At 71.0% G+C, this 26598-nt stretch carries 31 protein-coding genes; all 31 read right to left on the reverse strand.

Annotated features, from left to right (window positions below):
* Positions 1 to 287 precede the first annotated feature (287 nt).
* The 31 genes from ACIP93_RS32425 to ACIP93_RS32575 all read right to left on the reverse strand — a co-directional run bounded on the left by ACIP93_RS32425 (position 288) and on the right by ACIP93_RS32575 (position 26027).
* Positions 288 to 599 (reverse strand): hypothetical protein, encoded by a 312-nt coding sequence (locus ACIP93_RS32425; RefSeq protein ID WP_401764725.1) that lies wholly within the window; start codon positions 597 to 599, stop codon positions 288 to 290.
* Between the two features lie 95 nt (positions 600 to 694).
* A complete protein-coding gene (locus ACIP93_RS32430) occupies positions 695 to 1045 on the reverse strand; it encodes a DUF3846 domain-containing protein (protein WP_401764728.1) in 351 nt (116 codons plus the stop codon).
* Positions 1046 to 1170: 125 nt separating this feature from the next.
* Positions 1171 to 1968: a methyltransferase gene (locus tag ACIP93_RS32435; protein WP_401764730.1), complete on the reverse strand. Its 798-nt coding sequence runs from the start codon at positions 1966 to 1968 to the stop codon at positions 1171 to 1173.
* A 160-nt stretch (positions 1969 to 2128) separates the two neighbouring features.
* Positions 2129 to 4009 carry a DUF3560 domain-containing protein gene (locus ACIP93_RS32440; RefSeq protein WP_401764733.1) on the reverse strand — a complete coding sequence of 627 codons (1881 nt, stop codon included), beginning with the start codon at positions 4007 to 4009 and terminating at the stop codon, positions 2129 to 2131.
* Between the two features lie 273 nt (positions 4010 to 4282).
* Positions 4283 to 4714, reverse strand: coding sequence for a hypothetical protein (locus ACIP93_RS32445; protein ID WP_401764736.1), 432 nt, complete (start codon positions 4712 to 4714; stop codon positions 4283 to 4285).
* Between the two features lie 200 nt (positions 4715 to 4914).
* Positions 4915 to 5412 (reverse strand): DUF6573 family protein, encoded by a 498-nt coding sequence (locus ACIP93_RS32450; RefSeq protein WP_401764739.1) that lies wholly within the window; start codon positions 5410 to 5412, stop codon positions 4915 to 4917.
* A 252-nt stretch (positions 5413 to 5664) separates the two neighbouring features.
* Positions 5665 to 5919 (reverse strand): hypothetical protein, encoded by a 255-nt coding sequence (locus tag ACIP93_RS32455; protein WP_401764741.1) that lies wholly within the window; start codon positions 5917 to 5919, stop codon positions 5665 to 5667.
* Positions 5920 to 6231: 312 nt separating this feature from the next.
* Complete coding sequence (locus ACIP93_RS32460; RefSeq protein ID WP_401764744.1) at positions 6232 to 6777, reverse strand: hypothetical protein; 546 nt, start codon at positions 6775 to 6777, stop codon at positions 6232 to 6234.
* Entirely contained in the window at positions 6774 to 7040 is a 267-nt protein-coding gene (locus tag ACIP93_RS32465) for a hypothetical protein (protein WP_401764747.1), read from the reverse strand. The genes ACIP93_RS32460 and ACIP93_RS32465 overlap by 4 nt, the downstream gene beginning before the upstream one ends.
* Positions 7041 to 7104: 64 nt before the next feature.
* Positions 7105 to 7479: a DUF3846 domain-containing protein gene (locus ACIP93_RS32470; protein ID WP_401764749.1), complete on the reverse strand. Its 375-nt coding sequence runs from the start codon at positions 7477 to 7479 to the stop codon at positions 7105 to 7107.
* Positions 7480 to 7887: 408 nt separating this feature from the next.
* The gene (locus ACIP93_RS32475; RefSeq protein WP_401764752.1) at positions 7888 to 8097 is read right to left on the reverse strand and encodes a hypothetical protein; all 210 of its coding nucleotides are present in this window, start codon (positions 8095 to 8097) and stop codon (positions 7888 to 7890) included.
* A 54-nt stretch (positions 8098 to 8151) separates the two neighbouring features.
* Entirely contained in the window at positions 8152 to 8811 is a 660-nt protein-coding gene (locus ACIP93_RS32480; protein ID WP_401764754.1) for a hypothetical protein, read from the reverse strand.
* 92 nt (positions 8812 to 8903) lie between these two features.
* Positions 8904 to 9551 carry a hypothetical protein gene (locus ACIP93_RS32485; protein ID WP_401764757.1) on the reverse strand — a complete coding sequence of 216 codons (648 nt, stop codon included), beginning with the start codon at positions 9549 to 9551 and terminating at the stop codon, positions 8904 to 8906.
* A gap of 203 nt (positions 9552 to 9754) precedes the next feature.
* Positions 9755 to 10717, reverse strand: a complete 963-nt coding sequence (locus tag ACIP93_RS32490; protein WP_401764760.1) for a DUF6884 domain-containing protein — start codon at positions 10715 to 10717, stop codon at positions 9755 to 9757.
* Between the two features lie 120 nt (positions 10718 to 10837).
* Positions 10838 to 11212, reverse strand: coding sequence for a hypothetical protein (locus ACIP93_RS32495; RefSeq protein ID WP_401764763.1), 375 nt, complete (start codon positions 11210 to 11212; stop codon positions 10838 to 10840).
* A 4-nt stretch (positions 11213 to 11216) separates the two neighbouring features.
* Positions 11217 to 11696 (reverse strand): hypothetical protein, encoded by a 480-nt coding sequence (locus ACIP93_RS32500; protein WP_401764765.1) that lies wholly within the window; start codon positions 11694 to 11696, stop codon positions 11217 to 11219.
* Positions 11697 to 11914: 218 nt separating this feature from the next.
* Positions 11915 to 13369: a hypothetical protein gene (locus tag ACIP93_RS32505; protein ID WP_401764767.1), complete on the reverse strand. Its 1455-nt coding sequence runs from the start codon at positions 13367 to 13369 to the stop codon at positions 11915 to 11917.
* A 158-nt stretch (positions 13370 to 13527) separates the two neighbouring features.
* Positions 13528 to 14769: a phosphoadenosine phosphosulfate reductase family protein gene (locus ACIP93_RS32510; protein ID WP_401764769.1), complete on the reverse strand. Its 1242-nt coding sequence runs from the start codon at positions 14767 to 14769 to the stop codon at positions 13528 to 13530.
* 243 nt (positions 14770 to 15012) lie between these two features.
* Positions 15013 to 15573, reverse strand: coding sequence for a hypothetical protein (locus ACIP93_RS32515; protein ID WP_401764770.1), 561 nt, complete (start codon positions 15571 to 15573; stop codon positions 15013 to 15015).
* A 66-nt stretch (positions 15574 to 15639) separates the two neighbouring features.
* A complete protein-coding gene (locus ACIP93_RS32520) occupies positions 15640 to 16134 on the reverse strand; it encodes a hypothetical protein (RefSeq protein WP_401764773.1) in 495 nt (164 codons plus the stop codon).
* A 147-nt stretch (positions 16135 to 16281) separates the two neighbouring features.
* Entirely contained in the window at positions 16282 to 16746 is a 465-nt protein-coding gene (locus tag ACIP93_RS32525; RefSeq protein ID WP_401764776.1) for a hypothetical protein, read from the reverse strand.
* Complete coding sequence (locus ACIP93_RS32530; protein ID WP_401764778.1) at positions 16739 to 17101, reverse strand: hypothetical protein; 363 nt, start codon at positions 17099 to 17101, stop codon at positions 16739 to 16741. The genes ACIP93_RS32525 and ACIP93_RS32530 overlap by 8 nt, the downstream gene beginning before the upstream one ends.
* 360 nt (positions 17102 to 17461) lie before the next feature.
* Positions 17462 to 18859 (reverse strand): hypothetical protein, encoded by a 1398-nt coding sequence (locus ACIP93_RS32535; RefSeq protein WP_401764780.1) that lies wholly within the window; start codon positions 18857 to 18859, stop codon positions 17462 to 17464.
* A 338-nt stretch (positions 18860 to 19197) separates the two neighbouring features.
* Positions 19198 to 19569 carry a DUF6409 family protein gene (locus tag ACIP93_RS32540; protein WP_401764781.1) on the reverse strand — a complete coding sequence of 124 codons (372 nt, stop codon included), beginning with the start codon at positions 19567 to 19569 and terminating at the stop codon, positions 19198 to 19200.
* 117 nt (positions 19570 to 19686) lie between these two features.
* The gene (locus ACIP93_RS32545; RefSeq protein ID WP_401764783.1) at positions 19687 to 20322 is read right to left on the reverse strand and encodes a DUF6248 family natural product biosynthesis protein; all 636 of its coding nucleotides are present in this window, start codon (positions 20320 to 20322) and stop codon (positions 19687 to 19689) included.
* Positions 20323 to 20406: 84 nt separating this feature from the next.
* Positions 20407 to 20826 carry a hypothetical protein gene (locus ACIP93_RS32550; protein WP_401764785.1) on the reverse strand — a complete coding sequence of 140 codons (420 nt, stop codon included), beginning with the start codon at positions 20824 to 20826 and terminating at the stop codon, positions 20407 to 20409.
* 100 nt (positions 20827 to 20926) lie between these two features.
* Positions 20927 to 22465 carry a hypothetical protein gene (locus tag ACIP93_RS32555; protein ID WP_401764788.1) on the reverse strand — a complete coding sequence of 513 codons (1539 nt, stop codon included), beginning with the start codon at positions 22463 to 22465 and terminating at the stop codon, positions 20927 to 20929.
* 234 nt (positions 22466 to 22699) lie between these two features.
* Entirely contained in the window at positions 22700 to 23008 is a 309-nt protein-coding gene (locus ACIP93_RS32560) for a hypothetical protein (protein ID WP_401764790.1), read from the reverse strand.
* 572 nt (positions 23009 to 23580) lie between these two features.
* On the reverse strand, positions 23581 to 24009 hold the full coding sequence (locus ACIP93_RS32565; RefSeq protein ID WP_401764792.1) for a hypothetical protein: 429 nt from the start codon (positions 24007 to 24009) through the stop codon (positions 23581 to 23583).
* Positions 24010 to 24166: 157 nt separating this feature from the next.
* Positions 24167 to 24565 carry a WYL domain-containing protein gene (locus ACIP93_RS32570; protein ID WP_401764794.1) on the reverse strand — a complete coding sequence of 133 codons (399 nt, stop codon included), beginning with the start codon at positions 24563 to 24565 and terminating at the stop codon, positions 24167 to 24169.
* A gap of 994 nt (positions 24566 to 25559) precedes the next feature.
* Entirely contained in the window at positions 25560 to 26027 is a 468-nt protein-coding gene (locus ACIP93_RS32575) for a hypothetical protein (RefSeq protein ID WP_401764797.1), read from the reverse strand.
* Positions 26028 to 26598 lie beyond the last annotated feature (571 nt).

Here is a 26598-nt window from a genome sequence, read left to right on the forward strand (position 1 = left end):
GGTGCGTGGTTGAATTCCGGGACGGCCTTACGGCCGAAACAACGGGCCCCGAATTCCCTCCCTCCGCTGCACGGAGACCCGTTCCGATATCCCTGACCCACCTCACCGGCGGACCGTCAAACCCGCCGAAACTGATGACACATCAGAGAACGGGTGGGGGAAATACAGAACGCCCGGGAATCGAATAGGACACCACTGCCGGAAAAGAAGAAGAGGCCCTTTCGGGCCTCTCCCACACAGCTATCACAGCGTCAAACCCCCCACCCCCGGCCCGCTTCGGGCCCGACTCACCCCCAGGCCACGCGCAACCTCCGCGCACATGCGTCCTCGGCCAGCTCTCGCAGCTCCTCCAGTCGCGTCTGCGTGTAGCCCGCCGGACGCCCGCAGTCGATGACGTTGCCGTCGACCGTGGCCGGACGCCCCGCGTCCGCAGGAGCTACCGCGAGCGCCACCAACACCCGGCCCAGGAAGTCTTCCGCCTCAGCATCCCCACACAGCTCGTCGTAACCGTAACCAAGCACATCAAGCACGCGGGCAGCGTTGGCGTTGGCCATGTTCACCGGCTCATCCGTGAAGTCGGCGAAGAACGTGACAGACATACGGGTTCCCATCTCTCGCGGGTGCGGATTTCTGGTGTCGGCGCTGGGGAGGGGCCTGGGGGAGCAGCCTTCCGGCTGCTCCCCCAGGAGCTCCGTCAGAGGTCCGTGAGGCTCGCCAGCAGGGCAAGCACCTTGTCCTTGCTGAGCGGCACGGTCTCCCCCTCCTCGTCCGCTCCACCGGTCAGCAGGACGGGGCCGTGGTAGCTCTGGTAGGTCCGGCCGAAGCGCCGCGCGAGCGCCGTTGCCACCGGATTCACCGGCTGGGTGTAGAGGCCCTTGTCGTCCAACCACATGTCCAGCCGGTCGGTCAGCGCCACCACGTCCACGTTCCGGCAACGGATCACGGAGTACATGACGGTCAGTCGGTCCCCACTGTTGTTGGGCAGGTCGACGGGGATGATGTCGGCCTCGGGGGTGATGAGCAGGGCGGACGGCGTGATGGTCATAGCGACTCCATCTCTCGCGGGTGTGGGTTCTCGGTGTCAGCCGGTTGCCACCCCGACCAACAAGAAAACTATACCACAGACTCATCACTTATGGGGGGGGCCGCGCTGTCCCGGAGCAGCCAGACCTAACGCGCAGCCAGGTACGGAGGTGCCGGAAGGAGTCCGTTGGTGGGATCGGTGAAATCGGCCGTGACGACTTCGACCGTGGGCGACACCCCGCGCCACCGGTAGCCGTCGTAACTCGTGTCGATGCCGATGTTCTCACCCAGCGTCAGACCGGTCTCACGGTAGAAACGGGTGTACTGCGCGCTGGGGCGGTGCCGGAAGCAGGGCCGACCGCTGTACTCGAAGGGGGCGGACTGCTGGGGGATGACGAACGCGCCATGCCGGGCGAGGGTGGACGCACAGTCGATGACGTGGAATTCGAACCGGTCCCCCCGATAGCGGGGCCCCGACCCGTGGCGCTCGACTCGGGGGCCGAAGGGCGGGTTCGCGATGGCGGTGTCGAACTCGCCCAAACCCAGTTCTTCGGCGTCCATGGTCAGCACGTCGGCAACGATCCACCGAGCCTCGGGCATGAGCTTGCGGCCTACGGCGACGTAATCAGGGTTCTTCTCCACACACACGCTCTCACGGGGCGGGAGGCCCTCACGCCTGCGGTTGTAGAGCTCACGGGCGGCGTAGGCGAGTCGGCCCACACCGGCGCACAGGTCGATAATCCGGGTGCCGACCACGTGGAACCGGAGGTCGGACGCGAGGGACAGCGGTGTGAAGTGGGCGCCGTCGAGCTTGTTCGTGACGCTACTGGACTCCTGCCAGTGCTCGGCGACGGTGTCCTTCTCGTCCTCGGTGAGGTCGCGGGCGAGGGCGACGAGTCGGCCGGCCTCTCGGTGCGCCTTCTGCTCTTCACGGGTCATGGTCACGAGGGAGCTCCTCAAAGTCTGTGTGAATTCGGTTCGCGGTCGGCTGCCACCACCGACCAACGAGATAACTATAGCACAGACTCATCACTCTTGGTTGTGTTTGTCCCTCCCGTTCCGGCACTGCGGCCGACTCCTTAAGGTGCCGGCCGCTGTGCCCTGATCAGCTCTTGGCAGCCAGGCGGGCAGCCATGTCCTCGGCGCTCATGCGGCCCTTGATGTCGTCGTACGAGATGCGGTCGTCCCAGGAGTACGCCCGGGTGTTCCGGTCGATGACGGGCTGGATGTCCGGGCCGCCGGGAACGGTGAGCGAGGAACCGTTGACCCGGAGCACCTCGTACCAGTGGCCGCGGGAGCGGGCGTAGTCGCCCTTGGTGAAGTCGGCGCGGGACCAGAGCTTGACCCCGTCGGCCTCCGCCTTCGCGACGATCTCCCGCCAGTGGGCCATCTCCTCGGCGGTCTCGGCGTGGCGGCGGGTGAGCTCGGCGACGTTCTCCGGCTTGCTGATGTCCCGCGACGAGCCGAACGCGGACTCCCCGGCCAGCAGCTTTTCTAGGCCCCGGAGGGTGGCCTCAAGCTCCTTGAGGCGGCGCAGGGTACGGCCCGGGTCCTTGCGGTGCTGCTCGTAGTGGGCGGCGGCGTCGGCCCGGCTCGCCCAGTGCTCTGCTCGGTTTCCCTCGTCGATGCCCTTTCGCCTGTTGCTGTCGATGCGGTCGAGGGCGGCGCGGTGGCGCTTCTCGGAGTGGTGGCCGACCAGGACCGGCTGTCCGAAGGGGATGCTGGAGCCGATACGGCGGGCCTCCGCGAACGCGGCCGTAGAAGCGCCGGCTGCCCGGTCGGCTCGGTCGCTGAACCGTGCGGACCGGTCGGCGGCGCGCTCCTCCCGCTCGGCCTCAGCTTCGGTGAAGCTGCGGGCGATGTCCTCGCGCACGGTGACGTGTACGGCGTGCCCGGCCTCGCGGAGGGCCTCGGCAAGCGCGTTGAGGGTGAAGTGGTCGGCGGCCTTGTCGCGGGAGAGCGGGAGGTACCAGCAGCCGAGGTTGCGGGACCAGCGGAAGCGGTGGCCCCTGAGGATCTCGGCGGAACCGTCGCCGCGGGCGGTGCCTTCGGCGAGGGTGCCGCCCGCGCGGGTGTGGCGCAGGACAATCCCGGCGAAGTCCTCCGGGACGTCGTCGTCTTCCTCGACGTCCTCGGCCGGGGCCGGGGCGGCGGGGAGAACGGTGTCGGCGGGGAGTTCGGGCAGTTCGGCCGTGACCGTGATTCCTGCGGTGCGCAGGGCCTGGGCGGCGGTGTGCGCGGCGATCAGCGCAGCGATGGACTGGTCGCCCCGGGTGCCCTTGACGTACCAGTGCGCGGCCTTGCGGCTCCAGTCGAAGCCGTGGGTACGGAGAACAGGGGCGGCACCGTCGCCGAACGTCGTACCGGTCACGGTGACGCCCGTCTCGGCGGTGTAGTTGACAGTGATCCCGGCGGCGGGGTCGGCCTTGGCGGGGGCCTTTCGGCGAGGCTTGGCGGTCGTCTTGGCCGAGCACTTCGGGGCGTCCTGAGCGGCCTTCCAGCGCTTGGGGGCCACGATCTCCCGTGCGATGAAGTGGACCTGCTGCGGGGCCCAGGTGTCGGGGAGGTACTTTCCGCAGACGTAGGCCGTGTCGCGGATCGCGCCGGGTGCGTCCGGGTCGGCTCCGTCGAAGGCGGCGGACCAGAGGGCCTTCGCCTCGGCGAGGACGTCGTCAGAGAAGTCGCGGTGCGTGTTGATGCCGTCCACGAGCGGCCTGCCCGTGACCTTCTTGCCGTCCACGGTGACGGTGACCTCGTTGTTCGTCTGCACGTAGCTGTCGGTGGACCCGTCCCAGTGGGCGCCGTGGAGGGGGGCCGCGATCCGGTCGACGGCCTGCGTGTCCGGGCCGTCGGTCCAGCTGACGGAGATCCAGGCGGATGCGGTGCCAGTGCCGGTGCGGACGGAGAACTTGGCCCCCGGGAACTCGGCCTTCAGTCGGCTGCGGAGCTCGGCGGACACGTACTTGGTCGCGATGTACTGGGTCATGCGGGCATCTCCTTGAAGGCTGAGAATGTGGATCCGGTTTGCGGCCGACTGCCACCGTCGACCACGAGATAACTATAACTGCAACATCTCACTCTGTCTACTGCGCCACCCTTCGCAGGGCACCGCCCGCAACGGCCGGCCGAGCGAGGTAAACGCCGACCTCCCCCTGCGCGCAGACCGCGCGGAGGTGGCCGGACAGGACGGGGCGGACAGGGTTAGGCCGGAGAGGCCCCGGGGGCCGGGCGAAGCGCCCGCACCCCCGGGGCCCCCGATTCAGACCGTCAGACGGGGTGCGGCCACGTACTCCACCCCCCACTCCGGCGGGATCAGTTCACCGGTTGCCGCATCCGTGCAGTAGGCGTTGAAGATCTGCGCGGCGCTGAGCGGCTTGGCGTAGAACTCCACCAGCTTCCAACCCCGCGCCTCGGTGGTGTGGTCGGCGAGGTTCGTGCGCAGCACCGCGCCGCCGCCCACCATGGCGGCGAGGGTGAGGATTTCCATCGCCTCAAGGGCGTCGTCCGGGTCCAGGTCGGTCGTGTCGCCGTCGTTGTGGAACGGCACGGTGATTGAGAGGCCGTCGCCGTTCGCCGATGCCGCGATGATGAGGACGTGACAGCCGTCCCCTGCCGCGTCGAGGAAGCCCATCAACAGTGCAGCGGCGCGCTCAATCTCGTACGGGGTCCGGTCGTGCGACGTGATTGTCATGCTGATTCCTCTCGGTCTGTTTCCGGTTTGCCGGTCGGCTGCCACCACCGACCAACGAGACAACTATACCTCATATTCACCATTTTCGGAGGGGCTGCGTGGATCTTTCCCGGGGTGTTTCCGCACGTGGGACAGGCCGCGAACGCACAGCGCCCCACCCCTTGAATTCGCCTGAGGGGTGGGGCGCTTGCTTCCGGCGGTCAGCCCTCGCCGGGCAGGGAGATGGTGATCACGGGCTCCTCGTCGTCGCCAGGCCCACATGTGACGAACAGCCAGGTCTGCTCGCTTTCGTGGCTCTCTCCGTCGCGCGGGACGCGGCAGAGCTCGACGGTGCAGGACGGCCCGCCGCCGGAACGCCGGATGGCGCGGCGGGTCATCCAGAGCACGTCCCAGAGGCGGCCCGACTCGTCCTGGTAGGTCTGCCGGTTGTCCTCGTCCGTCCATGCCACGCAGTCGGCCCACGCGGCCGCGGTGAGCGCCACGGGGAACCGGAACCCGGCTTCGCGGGCGATGTCTTCGCCGACGGCGACGAGGGCCCCGTCGGCGAGGGCGCGGGCCCGGCTGTAACTGTCAATGACCTCCCCGAAGATGTCGGCCCCGGAAGCATCCGGCTGCTCCGGCCCGGGGGTCCAGCGCATCGCGTCGGGGCCCAGGCTGTCCCGGTTCGCTGTGCCGTCGATGAGGGTTTTGTCCGTCATGGTCTGCCCTTTCGTGAGCGGGTGTTCTCGGCGGCGGCGGGGTGCCACTCCCCGCCGCCCGGGGCGGGGGGGGGCCCGCGGGGGGGGGGCCCCCCGGGGGGGGGGGGGGCGGGGGGGGGGGCGGGGGGGCGGGCCCCCCCCCCCCGCCCGGGGGGGGGGGGGGCGGGGGGGGGGGGGGGGGGGGGGGGGGGGGGGCCCCCCCCCCCCCCCCGGGGGGGGGGCGCCCCCTGGGGGCGGCCCCCCGGGGGAGGGTCAGGCGTTGGCGGTGGACCGGGTGATGGACTCACGGCGCACGCGGCGCAGCGTGGGAGCGTCCGGGTCCTCTGCGAAGGGGTCGCTCAGCTGGTAGCGGGTGTCGGTGCTCCCGAGGCGGTCCGCGAGGCCGCAGTCGAAGCATTCGCACGGCCGGGCCAGGTAGAGGCCGTGGAGCGACGGGATGCTGCCGTGGTAGAGGACCAGGTCGCCGGGCTCGATGAGGTCGAGGGCGCGAAGCAGGGTGTCGGACATGATGTCTCCTCGCGGCTGTGCATGGATTCGGTTTGTGATCGACTGCCACCGCCGACCAACAAGAAAACTATAACACACGCGAATCACTTTCGGGGCTCTCGTTAGCTCACCCACCTGGGTGAATTGCCGCGCGACCGTCCTTCACCGGCCGTGCGTGCACCGCCGGCGTCCCCCTCCGCGGCCGGCACGAGGGAGCGAGCGACGGAGGTTTCGGCGCTGCCTGAGAGGCGGGTCGGCCCGGCACCCTGTCGAGCACAACTGCGCCCCCACCGTGCGGCAGCGGCACGGTGGGGGCGCAGGGCGGGTTGGTGTCTATCCGGCCGCGACGCTGGCGCGTACGGCCGCGACGGCTGCAGCGGTGTCGGCGGCAAAGTCGGGATTCTGGGAGTCGTACAGGACGGTGAACTCGGCGCCGTCCTCGTCGTAGGCGCAGGCGCGCCAACCGGCGTGATCGGTCAGCGGGTAGTCCGTTTCGGCCTCGTGCCTGCCCTGGCCGGTGAGCAGGATCTCGCCGCCGTCGGGGGTGGCCACGGCGATCCAGGAGCAGCCTGAGGCCGTGTGCTCTCTTCCGGTGGATTCGATGCCCGTCTCCGCCAGGACCTGTTGGAGGTGTTCCCCGGCGGTCGTCTCCTCTGCGTAGCCGAAGTCCCGGCAGTACGCGTAGGCCAGGTCCGCGGCGGTGTCCGGGTCGGGGGCGTTGAACTCCTCAGCCCACCGGGTGAAGTCCTCCTCGCTAGTGGCCAGCAGCTCGACCTGGTCCGCGACGGGGCCCGTCAGGACGGCCGCGATGAGCAGTTCGGTGCGGTCAACGTCGAGGGTCAGGCCGATGACGGTGTACGTCTGCATCGCGGCGGTCATGCGATCAGCTCGAATTCCACTGCGTCGACCGCCTGAGCGCCGAGGTCTCCGAGGAAGGCCGCGACGACGTAGGCGCCGTGGTCTCCGCCCCAGAGGGTCTCGGGCGTCTCCCCGTACTCCTCGGCGCGCCACGGGAAGGCCTCCAGCACCGCAACGGCTGCGTTCGCCTTGGCATTCTCGAAATCCTCTCCCTCGGCAACGACCACGAATGTGGAGGCGAGATCCCAGAGTTCGTACCAGTCTCCGATGATGGTGAATTTCACGGGTTTTCCTTTCATCGAATTCGAGGGCCCCGGAATTCGGTTCCGGGGCCGGGGCGACCTGTGTTTAGCGGCGTGACCGGGGGATGTCCCGGTGCCGGTTGACGTAGCGGTCGACGAGTACGAGCGCCTGGTCCTCGGTGAGGCCGAGCACGCTGCCGTCGGACGTGGTGGTGCCGGTGAACACGGCGAGTCCGCTGACCTTGCAGGGCTTGGCCTGGTAGGTGTGCAGGAGCTGGCTGGCGGGTCCGTTGTCGGGGCGGCCGAGCGGGAAGGCCCACTCGTCGGTCCACATGATCAACCGGGTAGTCAGGTCGACGCATCGGACCTGGTCAGCGTCCAGCGCGTCCTGCGGGCGCATCGCAGGATCCCAGTCGAGCAGGCTGAATCCGCCGGTGGGCTCGACCCGGAGGGCGTAGCCGTCCTGAAGGAGGGTGGGCATGAGGGTCCCCTTTCCTGGGAGTTGGTTTTCGGTGCGGGTCGGCTGCCACCACCAACCCACAAAATAACTATACCCACTACTAGTCACATTGGGAACGCTTTAAGCGGCTGTTTCCCCTGTTCAGCGGCATGCCGAAGGCACGCCGGCGGAACGCAGAAACGCGCCGCCGGCCTTCCAGGGCGCCGGCGCCAGGGTCGAGGTGGCCGGCTGCGGGAGCGAGCGGCCGCGGTGGTCGAGGAGCGCAGCCCGAATCGGCGGCGCGCAGCCCTCAACCGCGGCCGCAGGCCCCCTATGCACCGCGCGGCGCCGTCCTGCTGCTCGCGGCCTGGCGGTGCATCCCCGGTAGGACGGGCGCGAAGGCGCCCCGGCGCAGCTGGTGGGCCGTGCCGGGGCGCGAGGGTGTGCAGGCTATGCCGTCAGGGTCCAGGGGCCGCTCAGGGACGGCGGACCCGGCTGGCGGGGGTTGAGGTCGACAACCACGTCACCGTCGTCCGTGTGGACGGTGAAGACCGTGGCCCAGGACGCGGGGTCGCGTTGTACGGCCAGCGCTTCGTAGGCGGCGTGCACGGGCGTGTCGGCGCCGATCTCGATGGTCCAGGTGACGCTGTACTCCGGCATGCGTTCTTGTCCTTCCTGGGTGCCCTGGGCACCCGCGTGTCAGCTCTTGGGGGTCTAGGCGGCGAGGGTGAGCTCGACGTCGTCCAGGCTGCGCTCGTTGATGCTGACGCCGCTGAGGGCGTCCAGGTGATCGAGCCAGATGTCCTCGTTGTCGGCGAGGTAGTCGCGAACGGCGTTCGGATTGTTGGCGATGTACGCCGGGAGCTCGACCTCAGCGGTGAACTCGTAGGTGACCTCCTCGGTCACGGTCAGGGCGAGGCGCACGGCCACTTCCCGGTCATGACCCTCCGGCTCGGGCGCGCCGGCGTTGACCAGGAGGCACAGCAGGGACGCGGTGTCCTCGTACGGATTGCCCTGCTCCCACGCGGAGTCGGGGAGCCGTCCGAACGGAGTCCCGAGGCGGTCGAGGTCACGAAGGACCTGGAGCAGGGCCTGGGGGTCACGCGGGTTGACCTGCCCCCAGGCCGCGCACAGCTCGGCGTCCGTGAGCTCGGGGAGCAGGTCCCAATCGGCGAAGACGCACTGGATACCGCCGCTGGCGGTCCGGAGGCTGTCCAGGTGGAGGTCGCCGGAGCGCGGGTCGCGGCGCAGCACCAGGTAGGCGGCGTGCGGGTACATGTGGGCCAGGGTGGCGGCGAGGGTGTGGGTCATGCCCTGCGCCTGGGCCCGGGCGGTTTGGAGGGCGTCCTGGCAGCCCTGAAGGGTGGTGTGCATCGTTCCTCCTGAAGCGTGTTGGGAGGGCCGGCGGTGCGGCCGACCGCCGTGGGGCCCTCCCCCCGGCGCCTGGCCGGGGGGGAGGGGCGGGGTCAGGCGCTGAGGAGCTGGTGGCCGGTGCGCTGCCAGTACCCGGCCGGTGCGCGGTCCGCGCGGCACTGGTAGGTGCCGTAGGCGATGAACGTCTCCTCGTCGTCGCAGACCAGGTAGCGGGCGTCCGGGATGAACTCCAGCGTCTTGCTGTCGGCAGGGAGGTCCTTGAAGCACTGGAAACGGTGGGGGCTGTTCAGGAACCAGTAGACGTCGCCGCGTTCGAGGTCGTCGAAGCGGACGTTCACGGTGTCGCCGGGGCGGAGCTTGCACCAGGTACGGACGCCGAGGGCGGCGCAGATGTCCTGGACCCGTCCATACATGATGTCGAAGGCGTCAGGTGCGAGGCCCAGGGCGCGGTCGGTCTCGCCGCTCGGGCCGGTGAAGTGGACGGGGCCCCGGATGTCGAGGTCGTCGAAGCCGTAGCGGGCGGCGAGGTGCTGCGCCACGGTGTGGGTGGCGCCCGAGGCTCCGGGGAGGTAGTGCATGTCCGTCTCGGCGTCGAGCGGGACGGTGGCGTAGGTCCCGGAGAAGAGGCCGGTGAGGTCCCACTCGACGTGGGCGTCTCCGAAGGACCAGTCCACGAGGTGGTCGGGGTGGAGCGTGCCGAAGCAGCTGAATTCGTGCGGGTTGGTGAAGTCCAGGGGCATGCGGGTCTCCAGGGTGTTCGCGTGTGTTTCCGGTCGTGGCCGACTGCCACCGTCGACCACAAGACAACTATACCACCTACTAATCACTGTCGGGAGAGTTCTGGTCCTGTTTCCGCTGCTCAGGGACTCACCTCCGGCCGCACCCATCACGCAGCACTGGCCTCGCCCCGTACGGGGCGAGGCCAGTGCTGGATTGCCGGCGTTCAGGCCGTTGGTGCGGCCGCGGTGGTGAGCTGATGGAGGACGCCGAGCGGCTGCTCGGCTCGGATCAGCCGGAAGAGACGGGCGCGCTGTTCCCCGATGCCGCGGCAGCCGGCGAGCGGCTGCAGGGTGTCCGGGCGCAGCTGCGTGACGGCCTGGACGTAGGCGCGGCCGCCGAGGGCGACGACCGGGCGCGGCCCCGGGAGGATGCCGAGCTGCGCAGCCTGGGCGGCCAGCATCTCGGGTGTGGCCGAGCCGGGCTGGCCCATGCGCAGCTCGTACGGGAAGAGCGGTTCGTCGAGGGTGACGAAGCCGTGCTTGGCGGAGAGGACGACGACGTCGCCGGTGGCGCCGGCGAGGCGCTCGGCCGCCTGCCGGCACAGGAGGTGATAGCTACCGGTGTAGAGCTGGCGGGCGGTCAGGGCCGTCCTGGTGACCGCTTTGGAGGCGCTGCACGATACGACGACGACGGGCCCGAGCGGGCCGGGCGTCGTCGACTGGGCGGTCTCGCGGACGTCGAGGGCGGCACCGGCGCTGCGGCTGCTGTTCACCGGGACGAGCCCCTCGTACTGGGCCGGCTGCCAGGGGTAGGGGTCGCCGACGTGGCGGCGGGCCCAGGCCATCGTGCACCCGGTGGCGGGGTCGACGACGTCCCATCCCGCGGCGGCGTACGCACGCAGGGTGTCGTCCGTGTGGTCGGGCGCCGGGACAGCCCGGCGGTCGAGCCGTACAACCGCCTGGGCCACGGCCTCGGCGAGGGCAGGGGCGCAGCGCACGACGGCTTCCCGCGGCACGGGGGCGTTGTGGGGCATCAGTTGGTCGACGTGCCACTGCCGGCCGGTGCGGAAGGCCTCCAGGCGGGCGGTGGCGTAGCAGAAGCGGTAGACGGTGCTGTAGTCGCCGTCGCGGTAGACGACTCGGCGGCGCGTACGGGGCGACGGCGCGGGGATGGGGCCAGTGGACACGTGAGGCGCTCCTGAAGTCGGGCGGTGCCGCGGCGCGCGACGGCGCAGGCCGGTCGCGGACAGGGCGGCGGGGAGGGGGACGGCCGTCCTGTCGGCCGCCCCCCTGTTGCTGGTCGGTGTTCAGGCGTTGGGCGGGAGGAACTTGCGGTCCGGCTCGACGCTCCAGGTCAGGTTCGGGAACAGGCGGCGGACCTGCCGTTCGGCCCAGGGGCGGACGGTGTCCCAGGCCTCTTGCGTCGGTTCGTTGGCCCAGTGGTGCCAGCCTTCGGCGCAGGCGGCTGTCTGCGCGCCGAGGTGGCCGAGGAGGGTCTCGGTAGTGATCTCGGCGGGCAGTTCCTCGCCGTCCTCGGTGGTCATCGCGTAGGCGTCGTAGAGGCGCTCGGCGAGGGTCTCGCCGTCGAGGTGGTGCACGGAGGTGACCTGCAGTACGAAGCCACGTCCGTCCGGGTCGACGACGAGACAGGTGGAGGGCCGGGGCGCGGTGTTGATGGGCATGGCGTCAGGCCGCCAGCTCGTACTCGGCGGGGCGTTCGCCGCCGCAGTTCGGGCAGGGGGCGGTCTCGTGGTAGTACCAACTGCCGCATGCGCAGTCCCAGGTAGAGATGGACCACGTCCATTCCCAGCCGCCGATGCAGTAGAGGCCGTCCTCCTCTCGGGGGTCGATGATGGAGGTGACCTGGGCCGGGCCCTCGTCTTCGAGGTAAATCCAGCGGATGTGGAGGACGACCGCGCGAGGCGCGCCGTCCCTGGTGGTTCCGCCGTCGATGACGTGGATGGTGTCGGCGCAGTCGTAGCCGTACCGGGTGGCGACGTCGAGAGTTTCGGCGGCGAGCTGACGGACGGTGTCGAGGGTGAAGAACGGGCAGACGAAGCCGTTCCAGCGGACGGCCGGATCAAGGACGGCCGGGTAGTCGGGGGTGCCGTCGATCGTGACGCGGGTGCGGACGGAACCGGTTCTCGGGGGGGACTGTCGGGTCATGACTCTCCTTGGTGTGTGTTCGGTTGGGTTGGTCGGCTGCCACCACCGACCATGAAACAACTATACCATCCACACACCACTAATGCGGGCGGGAACGCACACCCGATCCCAGACACCAGCAGCTCAGCGCGCCCCAGTGGGGGCGCTGCCACCGCATCCGGGGCCGCCCTCGGCGGTGGCGGTCCGGCCGCCGAGGGTGCTGCTCCGCCGAGGCTGGACTACGCGGCCAGCGCCAGCAGGTCCGCCGGGGCGCGCTGGCCGCGCTGCTGTGGCACGTCGACCGGCGCCGGACGTTCGGCGCGCCCGTAGACCCGGTCGAGGTAGTCCGCGACCGGCCGGTGCCAGGGGCGCCCGGTCAGGGCTCCCAGGACGACCGCGCCGACGGGCGGGCACACCACGTCCCCGATCCGCTGGAACGCGCTCGTGCGCGAGTCCTTGCGGGCCGTCGGTTCCGAGGCCCGCCAGGGGTAGGTCGGCAGGAACCCGACCAGCTGTCCGGCCTCGGCCTCGGTCAGCCGGTAGCCGTCCGACTCCCGATACCAGGTCCGGGCCTTGCCTGTGAGGCACCAGCCGGCCTTGTCCGCGGAGAAGGTGTTCCCGCCCTTGGGGCGCCCCTTCGCGTCGACTCCCCGGACGCCGCGGGTGTTGACGCGCTCCCCTGCGGCCCACCCGAGGGCGGCGGCCAGGGTCTGTTCGGCGAAGGGCATGTCGGGCCGGACGGATCCAGGGATGCGGCCGTAGCGCACCGCCATGAAGAACACGCGGCGCCGGTGCGTGGCCACTCCGTAGGCGGCGGCGTCCAGCTCGACCCACTGCTGCTGGGACCAGCCGGCCAGGGCCAGCTCGAACGAGACGGCCTCCCGCACGTCTTCGGGCAGGTTCGCGGACTGCTCCATGGCGACCCAGCGCAGGGCCTCACCATGGAGTTGGAGGCCCAGCGCCCAGATCAGCACCTCGCTGACGAGTCCGGCTTCCGGGTCCGGCATGGCGGCCGCCATGGCGCGCACCTCGGCCCAGGTCGCCCCGGAGCGCTCGGCCCGGCCGCCGTGCCCGGAGGCCTCCCCGGCGGCGCGCAGCATGGCAGTGAGGACCTGGAGGGACCGAGTGGTGAGTCCGGCCCGCTTGCCTGCGGTCGACCAGGCTGGGCAGGGCGGGGAGAGGATGACGCCAACGGTCCAGCGCAGCGCGGGGTGTTCGGGGTCGAGCAGGGTGATGTCGGTGACGACGCGGCGATGCCCGGCGCGCTCGGCGGTGGCGCAGGCGTCGCCGGAGAGGTCAAGGCCGACGGCGTCGTACCGGGCGCCGAGGGCGCCGAGTCCTTCGTCCCAGCCGCCGGGGCCGGCGAAGGCGCCGACGACGCGCTCGCGGTCGCCCTCGCGGGGGCGCAGGAGCCAGCGGCCGGGCCAGGGCCCGGCCATCTTGTCCAGTTCGGCGAGGACGTCCTCGGGGATCTCGGCGCCGAGGTCGAGCGCGAGCTCAGCCAGGCAGACCGGGCAGGTGCGCTCCTCGAACCAGTCGACGCAGACGACGTAGCTGTGCCAGTCCGTGAAGCCGCAGCGTGCGGTGGTGTCGTCGTGGTCGGGCAGGAGGTGCACCAGGCCCTCGGCGTCGGTGCCGAAGCCGGTTACTCGGATGGGTTCGGCGCTGCGTTCGGCGGTGTGGGCGTCCGTCATGGGCTGCTCCCCTCGGGTCGGCCGGTTCGGCGGCCGCGTGCTGTGCCTTCGGTCGCTGGTCGGGTGCCACCCCCAACCAGCGTGATAACTATAACCTCCATGCATCACTTTCGGTAGTAAGGGTGCTCCCCTTTCCCTTCACGTGTCGTCTCGCCAGGTCAAGCAGCCAGGACCAGGGCCAGCCGGCGGAGGTAGTTGGCCGCAGCCTCCTCGCCGACGTGGCGCCGCAGCGCGTCTCCGCGCGCCCAGACCAGCGGACCTTCCTCCGCTTCGATGCGTGCCGCCTCGGCGACGATCTCGGCGACGCTGAGCTTCTCCCTGAAGCGGTGGCCGATCTGCTCTTCCAGCGCGACGTACCGGGCGGGCAGGTCCAGGCCCAAGGCCCAGCACAGTCGTACGGCACGCACCAGGACGTCCCGGCCGGCCAACACGCAGATCACGCAGGACAGGCGGGGAATGACCGCGTCGTAGACGGGGTGGTACTCCAGGGCAGCGTCGGCGATCTCCTGCCAGACGTCGGTCTCGGAGAGCTCCAGGATCGGATGCCAGGTCAGGACCATGCGCTGCCCAGTGCTCGCGCGCATGTCGATGGCGAGCGGCAGCTTCCGGGCCCGGGCGGGGGATTCGGCTGCCCGGATGCCGAGGGCCGAGAGGATCAACGCCTGCTTGTCCAGGCCGAGCGCGTCGGTGATCCGCTTGAACAGCGGGGCGATCTTGTCCCGCTTCAGAGTAGAAGTGCACAGCCGGCGGGCCGCGTCAGGCCACATGCCGCGCTTCTCGACGAGGCCGAGCAGGCCGCGGTCGGCCTGGACTACGAGGAACTCGACGCCCCAGCGCTCGGCCTGGCGCTGCGCGAGCTCGCGCACCCCCGGCCATTCGGACTCCTCCCCCAGATCTGCGTGAACCAGGATCACCTTGTCCAGGCAGCCGACTTCGGCGGCCAGGGTGACCACGCGGTGCGCGCAGACGAGCGAGTCCTTGCCGGCACTGGTGGAGACGAGGATTTTGTCCGCGGCCAGGATGAGCTCGCGCGGCGCCTGGGCGAGCTCGCCGAGGAGGGCGGCCGCGATGTCGGACCGGCGCCCGCCGCCGGTTCCGCGGCCCGGGGCGTGCGGGGTGTAGAGCGCCGCGAGGGTGCGGTTCGCCGCGCGGGCTGCGGTGAAGGTCCGGCGGACCTTGGCGCGGGCCTCCTGTTCGCGGCGGACGAGGCCGGCGTGCGCGGCCTGCGCGGCCTCCAGCCCCTCGGCGTCGGCCTGCAGCTGCGGGTGGCGGGTGATGCGGGCGTGTGCGGCAGCGGCGGCCTTGGCCGCCCGGGCGTGGGCGCGGTCAGCGGCGGTGCGCGCGGCGTCGGCCTGGTGGGCGCGCCGGATCCCTTCCAGCAACCGACGGCGGGTGCTCATGTCCATGGATCTGTCTCCTCAGGGGTGCGGGGTGGTGAGTTCGGCGCCGGGCGGCTGCCACTGCCGCCCGGCTGGGGGATCAGAAGGATGTGACCGGGAAACCGGCGGTCAGACGGTCAGGCCGAAGGTGGTACGCAGGTGCTCCAGGCGGTGCCTTCGGGATTCGCCCGGTCGTCGAAGCGCGACGGCGAGCGGTCAAAACCGGGCACCGGGGCGCGCGACGTGGTCGCACCCGGCGCGGTGTTACGGAGCGACGGTCGGCCGGTTGCAGGGGCGGGCATTGTCCACGGCGATGGCGGCGGCGAGTCGGGACCAGTTCAGGTGGATCTTGAATGCGGCTTCCAGGTAGAGCGCCGCCGCCTCCGGCGGCTCACCGGCTCCCGTCAGGTGGCGCTCGTGGAGCATCTGGAGGGCAGCGCGCAGGCGGTTCTCCTGTGTAGCGAGCTGGGGGCTGACGGGGTGCAGGCTCCGGGGCAGTTTGAGGGTTCCGAACACGGCGCTGGTGACGTACTGGCTGAGGGATTCGGGGAGCCCAGTCGCCTTGTTCTGGGCGATGACGTCTTCGGCACTGTCGAGGAGCAGGGAGGCGCGGAGAGGGATGGTGTCGGTGATGACGACACCGTTCAGGACCGGGGGGAGGGTGGTCTCGAAGCGCAGCGCGGCGTCGTCGAGGAGTTCGGCGACCGTGGTCAAGGTCTCCTGGGCCGGGTGGTTGAGCACGCTCCTGCGTCGGGCGATACCAGCGATGGCGCGGGCACGGGCAGCTGCGTGCAGTGCGTTGGGGAGCGGCGCGCTGATGATCATGTCTCTCCGAAGGGTTCGAGGATGTGTGTCCGGTGTGGCCGACTGCCACCGTCGACCACAAGACAACTATACCAACAACTCATCACTTTGCAAGGGTTCGCCGCTGCTTCCCCAGCAGACATCCGCAGACGGCACCGGTGGTGTGCGGGCGCCGCCGGAGAGGTCGAGGCCGACGGCGTCGTAGCGAGCTCCGAGGACTTCGAGTCCTTCGCCCCAGCCGTCGGGGCCAGCGCAGACGCCGACGGCGCGCCCGCGGTTACCCTTGCGGGGGCGAAGGAGCCAGCGGGCCGACCAGGGTCCAGCCATCTCGTCGAGCTCGGCGAGGACGTCCGCGGGGATTTCGGCACCGAGGCCGGGCGCGAGGTCGGCGAGACGGACAGGGCCGGTGTGCCCCTCGAACCAGTCGCTGCAGATGACGTGACTGCGCCAGGCGGTGAAGCCGCAGCGGGTGGTGGTGCCGTCGTGGTCAGGCAGGAGGTGCGCGAAGCCTCCAGCCGCGGCACCGAGGGCGGTGACGCGGCTGGGTTCGGCGACGCGCTCGGCAGCCTGAGCCTCCGTCACGAGCGCCTCCCTCAGGCCGGCCGGTGCAGCGGCCGCGCGGCGTGCTGTCGGCCGCCGGCCGGGTGCCACTGACGTGCGGGCAGCACACAGCCGGCCGTGAGGCAGAGGGGAGGGCGGGAGCAGCGGGGCCGCATGCTCCCGCCGCGGTCAGGCGGTGAGTTCGCAGGCCACGCAGTCGGCGCGCCGAGCGGTTTGGTGCGCTTCGTCGTCATGGGAGGCGCGGACGTCCGCGCAGTTCCCGCACTCGCCGTCCCAGCCCTCTCCGTCATCGGTGCGCCCGGCACAGCCGTCGTTGACGCACTGGTCGGGGCAGGATGTCCGGCGGGTGCACTGGCCGTTGACGACGTAGCCGCGCTCATCCTCGGTGGCGCATCCCTCGCAGGGGACGGCATCCCATCCGTTGATCTGGTCGACAACGAGCGGGGCCGTGTCGTCGACTGCGAGGTATTCGACCCTGGGCCCGGCGTGGCTGGCGTAGCCGATCTCCAACGTGTCGCCGTCGATCAACGCATACTGCTCCTCGGCGGCGGCGATATCGGGGGCCGTGACCGACACCATCACCCGTACGACGCGCAGGAAGGTGAAGGTGTGGTCGGGCGGAGTTTCAGGCATGGGGGTCTCCAGACAGAGTGCTGTTCGTGCAGCGGGGGAAGGGCGGGGTGGGAGAGGCGGGAGCAGGCCGGGACGGGCACCGCTCCCATGTGCAGCGGCCAGCGACGATGCGGCCGCGCTCGCCGTAGGCGGGGCACACCGGGCAGCGCGGGGGCTCCACCTCGTCAACCTGCTCCAGCACGGGGTTGCTGTCGTCAATCGCGATGTGCGCGAGGACCGGGCCGTACTCCGTGGCGAAGTTCAGGGTGTACGTCGCGCCGTCGATGTCGGCGTACATCTGGCGGGCGCTCTCGTAGTCCGGGGCGTCACAGACGACCATCACGGGGAGCATGGCGCGGAACATGAAGGAGGGCATGAGGGTCTCCAGGCAGGACGCCGCTCGGGCGGCGGGGGAAGTCAGGGTGGGGGGCCGGGCACGGACAGATGCGTGCAGGGCGTCAGGGAGTGGCGTGCGGATGATCATGTTTCTCTGAAGGGTTCGAGGATGTGTGTCCGGTGTGGCCGACTGCCACCGTCGACCACAAGACAACTATACCAACGGCTCACCACTTTGCAAGGATTCGCCGCTGCTTCCCCAGCAGACATCCGCAGACGGCACCGGTGGTGGTGCGGGTGGCTCTCGGCAGCGCGCGGCCTGGGCGCGGCACTCCGGACGCGCGACGGCAACGGAGGGAAAAGGGGAGCCGCCCGGCCCCGTGGGGCCGGGCGGGGGCCGTCAGCAGGCAGCCTCGGGGTCCTCGGCCGCCAGCAGGGGCTCCCACTCCAGGGAGCGCGCGGTCTTGCGGGACCGGCCGTCAACGGCGACGGTCACGCCGTCCCGGTACGCCCGAGCGCCGGCCATTCGCACGTTCACCGCCTCGACGGTGCCGGTCTGGCCGCTGGCCACGTGCCGGACCCGCTCGCCGACAATGCGGTCCAGGTCCGCTTCCCTCAGGCACCACGCGCTGAGCCGATGCCCTGCCTGCTGGGCCAGGCGGCCGCTGCGGGCGGCCATGGCGGCCGCGAAGGCCGCGTCGGAGTCGGGAGCCTCAACCCTCAGGAAGGAGCGGCTTTCGGGCAGTCCGGTGTGGGTGATGGTCCAGGTGTCGGTGATCGCGCCCCGGTCCTGCTCGGCGGTGGCACCCTGTGCGGCTGCGGACTCCAGAGTCGGCACGTGCCAGACGACCAGGGGCGGGTGGTCGCCGGGCTCGACGAGCCAGCCTTCGGTGCGCTCGAACAGCTCCTTCGCGACGCGCAGCGCGGCCAGGGGCGGCCGCCCGTCGGCGCCGGTGGTCAGCTTGCCGTTCTCGACGACCCAGCCGACGGTCAGGCGGCCGCTGGTGCCGTCCGGCCGGACCCAGTAGCCGGCCACCTCGCCGAGGTCGTCGGGGCTGGTGACGTCGGCGAGCGGCTGTCCGGACAGGGCGGTCACCGCGGCGGCGGCGGCCGGGTGTTCGGCGTCCTCGGGCAGTACGCCCGTACCGGCGGCCGGGGCGGCCTCGGCCGGGCCGGCGGGCTGCGGAACGTGGACGGCGTTCCAGGAGCCGGGGCCGTACTCGGTGAGCTTGACGAGGCCTGCGGCGTGCAGGCTCCGGACGGCGGTGAGGCTGTGCCCGTATCCGGCGCCGATCGCGCCGTCGCGCTTGACGACGGCGTATACCCGCCGCTGCGGTCCGGTCAGCGCGTCCTCGGCGCGCTTGCGGTTCTCCTGGAGGTTCAGGAACTCGGCGCGCTCCTGGGCGCCGACCTCGGTCTGCCAGTCGCCCGGCATGAAGATGCCCGAGCTGTTGACGACGACGAAGCGGTCACCGGCGGCCGGGCGTACGGAGTACAGGGCGAGCGGCGTGCGCTTCTCGGCCGGGGCCGGCCGCGCCTCGGCGGGCGCCTGGGCGGGGGTCGTCTTGCGGGTGCGGACCGGCTTGGCCTGGACGGTGACTTCCTCGATCGCGGTGTTCTTCCAGCCCGCGCGCTCGGCGGCCCGGGCCGCCTTGGCGACGTTGGCCGCGGACATCGACCAGGTGTGCACGATGCGGCCCTCGCCCTCGCGTCGGTCGACGGTGACCGCGTGGGTGTAGTGGCGGGTTTCGCTGGTGCGGGTGCAGCCGGTGGAGGCGACGAAGGTGGTTCGGGCCATGACGGGGCTCCTTGGTGTGGGGTGTGTTGTCGGTGCCGGTCGGCTGCCACGGCCGACCAGCTGGGGGGGGAGGGCCGGGGGGGGGGGGGGCCCCCCCCCCGGCGGGGGGGCCCCCCCCCGCGGCGGGCCCCCCCCCCCACGCCCCCCCACTGGGTACCGGAACCCCCCGTGGGGTACATGTCGAGGTGCCCCACCCCCCCGGGGGGGGCCCCCGCGGGGGGGGGGGGCGGGGCGGGGGCCCGGGGGGGGGGGGTGTGGGGGGGGGGGGGGGGGCCGCCCCGGCCCCCCCGGGGGGGGGGGGGGGGCGGGGGGCGGCGGGGCCGCCCCCGGCGTCGGGCCTACTGGCCCAGGCGGATCGCGCGCTTGCGAAGGCCCGCCTTCTGGATCCGGTACCGCGCCTTGGAGAACTGGTCGAGGTCCCGCAGCCACCGGTAGAGGCGGATCAGCGTGCGCTCGGACATGTCGTCGACCGTGCCCACCACGGTGGGCTCGCAGGCGAACGCGAACCCGAGGGTCCTCGGCGCGAACGAGGGGGCACCGAGCGTGTAGAACCACACCTTGTATCCGGCCTTCGGGTCGTCCTCCTTCCAGAGGCCGACAACGATGGCCCGGCGCTCGCCGGTGTTCTTGCCCTCGTGGTAGTGGGGGGTGCGCACGACCGTGCCCGGCTCCAGAACGGCCTGGGCGGTGGAGGCGGTGGCGACGGTCATGTGGACTCCTTTGGAGAGGGGTGGGGGTGTCGGCGGGAACCCCCACCGACAAGACAACTATACCCACTACTCATCACTTTCGCAAGGGTGCCCCGCCCCCCGGCGCGCCGATCGCCGTCAGAAGAGGGCGCACTGCGCTCCGTCACCGGTCGCACGACGGCCCCCACCCCGACGGCCCCCCGGTGCGGCTTCACCTGGCGGAGCGGCAGCCTCCTCTCCCGGTGCGGGCCCGCTCTCGACCGCAGCCGCGGGCCCCGCCGTGGGCACGTCGCTCTTGGGGCAGGCGCACCGGCACCACCACACGCACGGCTCGCCCCCGGGCCGCAGGATCAGCCTGGCGACGCACCGGCCGCGCCCATCTCGCACCCAGTCGGTGTTGTCGTCCACGTGCGGGCCGCCTTCCTGCCGGTGGACGCACAGGTCGCAGCGGCCGGCCAGGCAGTTCCAGCAGGTGCCCCGCTCGCACATGGCCCACCGGGCGAAGCCGAAGGGGTACTTGCGCTCGATCCCCTGGAGGTAGGCGGGCCACACCTGTTCGCGCACCCAGGCGCCCTCCAGCTCGCCCATCGGCGAGGGGTTGGGGACCGGATCCACGATGCCCATGATCAGGGCGCCCTGGAAGTTCAGATGGGAGATCCCCCGTACGATCTCGCGCTCCTCCGGCGTGAAGGTGCGCTGCGGACGGCGGATGACCGGGTGAGCGATGTGCTGCTCGGCCGGCTGCCGACCGGCCACGCCGCGGCTCTCGTTCATGCGAATCCCTTCGGTGCTGTGAGGTCGGCAGGCAGGCGCGCACGACAGGGGACGGGGCCCGCCCCCTGTCGTGCGCGGCGTAGGTCAGCGCTCGGTTCGGGCGTAGTTGTGACGGTCGTCGGTGGCGGCGAACTCGACCAGTTCGGGGACGTGTGTGCCCATCCAGGTCTCCAGCGGGCCGGGGGTGTCCTGCTGGCCGGTGAGCCAGTGGTAGATGTCCGGCTTGAGTTCGAAGAGCATGCCCTCCTCGTCCTCGGCGTAGAACTCGGAGTTGCCGCCGAACCCGTACTCGTCGGCGATGTCCCACACGCAGACCAGGTACGGCCCGCCCGCGTCGTAGATCCGGCCGAAGACGTTGCGGATGTCGGTGGCGCCGTAGCCGCACTCGAACGCCCCGCGCAGGTCGGCGATCTCGGCCGACAGGTCCGGTCCGGCCTGCTCGGCGTTGGCGGTCTCGGTCACGACGGCGTCGAGTCGGGACGTGCTGAGGGTCTGCGTGCTCATGAAGTGCCTCCAAGTTGCGTGGTTCCGGGGGGAGGTCGGCTGCCACCGCCGACCCATAAGATAACTATACACACCACTCATCACTTTGCAAGGAGTGCGGTCACGCGATCAGGCACACGTCCCCGATGACCTTGGCCCGGTGCAGCGGCGCCGGGCCCCCGGCCGACCGACGGCGCGGCGCCGGTTCGGGCAGCTCGCGCAGCGGCCGGAAGACCGGCTTGGCCCCGGTGTGCGCCGTCCAGCGCTCCTCGAACCCCGGGCGCTGCTTGTCGGCGACACCCGCGGGTGCCGCGACGATGAACGCTTCGGCGTGCGGCAGGCCTTCGGAGTCGGGCAGGTAGTGGGCGCGCCGGATCCCGGACGCCTCTCCCACGACCAGGCGGGCGCGGCGGGGAAACCGCTCCGCGAAGCGGGTGACCAGCAGCTCGGCCCGCTGGCGGGGCCCTTCGTACACGGTGCGCACCGATCGCCAGGTCGGCCCTTTCTGCTGCGCGCCGCGGCATCGCTCGTCGTCGCCGAGGCACTGCGGTTCGGCGTCGACCGGCGCGCCGTCCTGGTCGACGACCGTATGGATGCGACGGCAGCGGGGCTTGCGCTGCTGGGTGCACCACCACTTCGGCTCCGTGCAGTTCTTGCCGTGCCAGCGCCGGCAGTCCTTCGTACGGCCGAGGCCGGTGAGGCGGCGCACCTCGTACACCGCGTACGGGGCCTGTTCCAGGTCGGCCTGGAAGGCGTCCAGGACGGGCATGTTGCGGCCGTCCTCGGCCAGGCGCCGGTGGAGGGATCCGGCGGGTCCGTAGAGCGACATCCGCTCGTTCAGGGCGAGCGAGATGTACTCCATGCGCAGGACCTGCGCGGCCTCGGCCGGGTGGGCGCGCAGCCGCTCCTCGTAGAGGTCGCGGGAGGAACAGACCCCGGTGAAGGGGCACATGGTGCAGTGACTCTTCAAGATCATTTCGCCGAGGTTGTCGAGGACGTACTGCTCGACGGCGGCCCTGGCCATGCCCGCGCGGATCAGGGGGTAGTCCGGCTCGCAGATGATCCGGCCGGCGGCGGTGTTCAGCTGGTCCTGGATGGCGGAGTCCTTCAGCGCGCGGCCGGTCTCGTCAGCGTGGTAGCCGATCACACGGCGGAAGGTCTCGGTGCCGAACTCGTGGGCGGCCCAGGTGTCCAGTACCCAGCCCTTGAACCGGATGCTGCAGCGTCGCTGGCCGGAGGCGAGCATCGGGACGGTGCCGGCGGTGCGCAGTTCGTCGGACAGGCGCCAGGGGCCGGCCGCGTGGATGCGGAGGGGCGTGCGGGAGTCGTCGAGGACCAGGACGCCGTCGGCGTCGCGCGGGCCGCCGCGGCAGACCTGGACCAGGCGGACCCGCCATGCACGCAAGAGCGGCAGAACCAGGCGGTCGGCGAAGGCCAGGGAGTCGCTGAACTCGTCGCCCGTGACGGCATGCACGATCACGAGGTCGGACAGGTCCGGCTCCAGGCCGTGGGCGACCGGGTCGTTGAGGAACATGAGGATCTCGGCCGTCGAATCCGCGCCCAGGCCCCAGGTGAGGACGGTCGGACGCTTACGTCGGACGGCGGAGCGTGCGGGTCGGGCGGTGTGGACGGCTGTCCGGGTACGGGCAGGCAGGGGCATGGGTCTCCTCGGGCGGGGTGCGTGTTCGGGGTGCGCGGCTGCCACTGCCGCAGGGGCGGGTCTGATGTGTCTCGTCGGTTGCGTCGGCGCGCGTGGGCGCGTCGCTTCCGGCGGTTCGCCATAACCGGCCGTGGGGGGGCCCCCCCCCCCCCCGCCGGGGGCGCCCCCGGGGGGGGGGCCCCCCCCCCCCCCGCCCCCGGGGCCCCCCCCCCCCCCCCCCCCCCCGGCCGGGGGTCAGTCCCCCAGACTCGTGCGCCAGGAGGCGCCGCAGACCGCGCACGTCCGGGAGTCGGCCCAGGAGCCGGAGGTGTCCAGCAGTACGCCCCCGTCGGCGGCGCAGACCCTGCGCGGCTGGGGGTTGGTTACGGGGTAGGTCGTGGGGAGGTCGGGGAAGAGGCTGGAGCGGGGGCGCCTGAGGGTGCAGGGAGCTCCCTCGTGCTCGTAGCGCGGCGGGGCGTAGGCGCTGGACGGCGGGAGCTCGCGGAGCGGCTCGGAGCAGCGGTCGCATTCGAGGATCACGCGGGTGATGAGGGTGGTGGTCATTGCACTCTCCTGGTCTCGGGCTGCATGCGGCAGTCCGTCGGTTTCTGCGCTTTCGGTGCTGGCCGGGTGCCACCCCCAACCAGCAAGACAACTATACACGCTAAAGGTCACTTTCAACAGAGGCGCGGCCCTGTCACTCTCGAATCTGACTACTCGTCAGATTTCTGGCCCGGGACGCCGGTGACCACCCTCCGCCGAACCGCCCACCACGGGTGCCGGCGCCGGCCGAGACGGGCCGCAGGGACGCGGCGGCCATGCCCGAGCAGGTAGTTCGGGGCCGCAGAAAAGGCGAAGACCAAAGGACTGGCCAGCGGCCGACGGGCGGCGCGCGCCCCGGTGCCTCGGCCCCAGGGCGTATCACGCCCGTACAGGTGGACCGTGGCGCTCAGGTTCGCCCCCGGCGGGCACCCACCTTCACACACCCGCCCGCACCCTCGGCGCGACCGCGCGCCAGGAGTCTCTCGCTGGCTCCGGACGGAGGAGCCCGGCGCGGGACGCATCTCCACGTTCCGGGGTCAGACCCTGTGCACACGGTCAGGCCGTACACGCAACTCCCCCGATATGCCCGTTGACTAGATCAGCGCCAGCTGCTGCGCCGCCTCGGGCGTGGCGTAGTGGTCGGCCCCGATTTCCACGAGGTAGGCAGGAATCTCGCCCGTGAAACGGAACTTCGGCAGCGGGCGCAGGTCAGCCGCCCACGGGGACGCGTGGGACACGACCGTTCCGCGTTCGGCCCGCCGGAGGATGGCCCGTGCGCGGACCGCGTCCTGCTCCTCCAGCCACCGATTCCCCATGCGCTCCGAGGTGGCTTCGGCGGCGACAACCGCAGCCCGATACGCAGGGATGTTGGCTCCTCGCAGCTCCGCGATTTTCGCCTTGACGGCCTTCGCGTGCGCGGATTCGAGCTGCGCCACGGTCCGGACCCGGCCCTCAATCTCCGTGCGGACCTGGTGGTCAACCCCGGCGACGCGAACCGTCGTCTCGCGGAATTGGTCTGCCATGGCTCCTCCTTCATGAACGCTGGTCAGTTCGTGCGCCCGGGCCGGAACTGGTCTGTCCCGGGGCGTGGCGGGCACCCGCTGTCGCCCGGCCGGTCCCGGTCTCAGGCAGGGCACGCCGGGGGGTGGGGGCCCACCCTGCGGGTGGGCCCCCGCTCGCCTACGCGACGAGCGACACCTTGGGGAGCGGGTAGTCACGCTCCAGCTCCAGATCAATCATTCGCTCGACATCAGACACAAAGTGCGCGACGGGGAACGCCTCCCCCGCCTTCTCCTCCGGCACGTCGAGAACAAAGCGGATGCGGTGGACGGTGTACGCCTTGATCTGCTCCAGAGTGAAGGTGCGCATCTCGCCCCGGGTGCGGCACATCGCGCGGACGATGATGCCGCCCTTGCTGGTGGTGAGGATGTTGTGGATCTCGATGGTGCGCACCGACTCTTCACCCTTGCTGTCGACGTAGGTGATGGTCGTGGCGCGCTGCCCGTCCATGGCGCGGATCAGGGCGGTCAGGGTGCGGGTGGTGGTCTGACCGGCGGTGATCTTCATGGAGTTCGACACGGGGTTTCTCCCTGGAGCGTGTGATTTCGGGGGGTGTTGGCCGGGTGCCACTCCCGACCAACAAGACAACTATAACCCACACTCATCACTTCAGGGAAGCCGGAACGGCCTTTTCCTCGACTCGATTTCGCATTCACCCATTCGGTCGCCGCACCCGACACGCGGCGACTTCCCGAGCACCCCCACTTGACGAAAGTGACGTGTAGGGGTTATTGTTGTCTCAGTTGATCGGCGGTGGCAGCCGGTCAGCGACCGCAAAACACGCACTACGACAAATCCACAGCGAGGAGCCCCGAGATGGCCCGTACTTTCCATGACCGCCCCACGCACATGCAGCTTCAGGAGCGGCCCTGGATCTCCCACCCGAAGGATGGGAGCCGGAAGCCTTACCAGCAGGCGGCACACAAGCGGGACCGCGCAGCGGTCCGGCTGGCACTGCGCCTCGGCGCTGAGCCGCCGCTCCCCCAGCGCCGCTGCGTTGACTGGGAGATCCACTGAATCAGCTCCACCCCAAGCGGCCCCGCCTTCCCGGCGGGGCCGCTTCGGCATGTCCGGGCGCAGCCTTCGAGCGGGGGCGCACGCGGCGTCCGGGGCCGGGGCCGCACGTCGGACGGCACCGGATCCGGAGCGGGGAGCAGGGAGCGGGCCGAGGCACGGACCGGACTGCGGGGGCCGGTCCGAGCCGGCCTGATCGGAGCTGGGCTGGACCGTGGTGGTGAAGGCCGGCCCGGCCCTGAGAAGAAGCAGGCCTCTTCCTCCGGCTATCGCGGAGAAAGAGGTGTCGTCGTGGCGAAGGGGCTTGCCCACCGGGCCTGAACAGGCACGATGCTCAAGATCGAAAAAGTGGGGGTCCCACTCCCGGTCACACCTCCGGTACAACTCCTAGGGCACCTCTGCAGGCAACCCTCCAGCCCCCTTCCGGTGCAACTGCCGCGGGGGCGCGCCGGCATGGGCTTGCCCACCTCCGCAGCGCTCCGGACGGGCCGGTTCCCGCCTACCGCTGACGGTGGTACCGAAGGTTGTGGCGGCCGGGTTCGCCTGACATCACGTCGTAGCAGTCCGGGCAGGAGAAGCCGAGCGGGGCGATCGTCCAGCCCTCGATCGCGACGGTCGTCCCACAGTTCCCGCAGTGGTCGACGTAGGGCGTGGGGCAGGTTGCCGGGAGCAGCTCGGGGGCCCTGCTGCTGGGGCAGGTCGGGAGGTCCACGGTCCAGGTGTGCTGCTGGTACTCGGCGTGGGCGTCCTCCAGGAGGTAGAACCGTTCGGAGACGTCGGCGAATTCGTCGGCCTGACCAGGTGGAGGGCGACGGCGGCGTCCATAACCGGGTAGGGCGGCCGAAGCGGGTCTCGGCCCGGCCGGTACGGCGTTCGTCGACGACGAGCAGAAGGGTGCCGGTGGACGCCTCGGCCACGGCGCCGTGGCCCACATCAGGGCCGGCCAGGGCCGAGGGGCGGTCGACATGGCGGGAGCTCAGCCCGACCATTCGCCCAGCCCTGGCCCTGCTCCCTGACGGGTGATCGGCGAACCGGCGCAGGTGCCAGAGCACGTCAGCTGTGGACAAGTCGTCTGAGCTGGCCTTTTGTGACCTGGGCAAGCCTCGCTACCCCATGGGCAAGCCCTGTGCGCACCAGCCTGGGCAAGCCTCGGTACAGCGTGGGCAAGCCGTGCCTGTGGGCTGAGCTGGCCTTCTCGTACATCCTGGGATGCTGGCGGTGACCGTGGAGGCTGGCCTGGAGCGCCTCGGCCTGCTCAATCATCGCGTCCAGCAGCGGCGGTGCCGGGGCGCTGCACATCCGGTCGACCACCGCCGCCCCCAAAAACCGTCTGCCGCAAACCGCCGGTCCGCTCGCCATACGTCAGCCTCGGTCTCGTTGACCCGGTCGGCCGCGGCCCGGGCCGCGAGACCCTATGCGTGCAGCTCGGTGATTACACGCTCCCAACTCGCGCTCATCCGTTCCGCTCTTGAGGCCGGCGTCAGCGTCATCGTGCCGCGGCCTTCCCCGGACTGACTACATTCCGAGGGAAGGCTGCG

This window comes from Streptomyces sp. NPDC088745, assembly GCF_044751045.1.
Lineage (GTDB): Bacteria > Actinomycetota > Actinomycetes > Streptomycetales > Streptomycetaceae > Streptomyces > Streptomyces cremeus.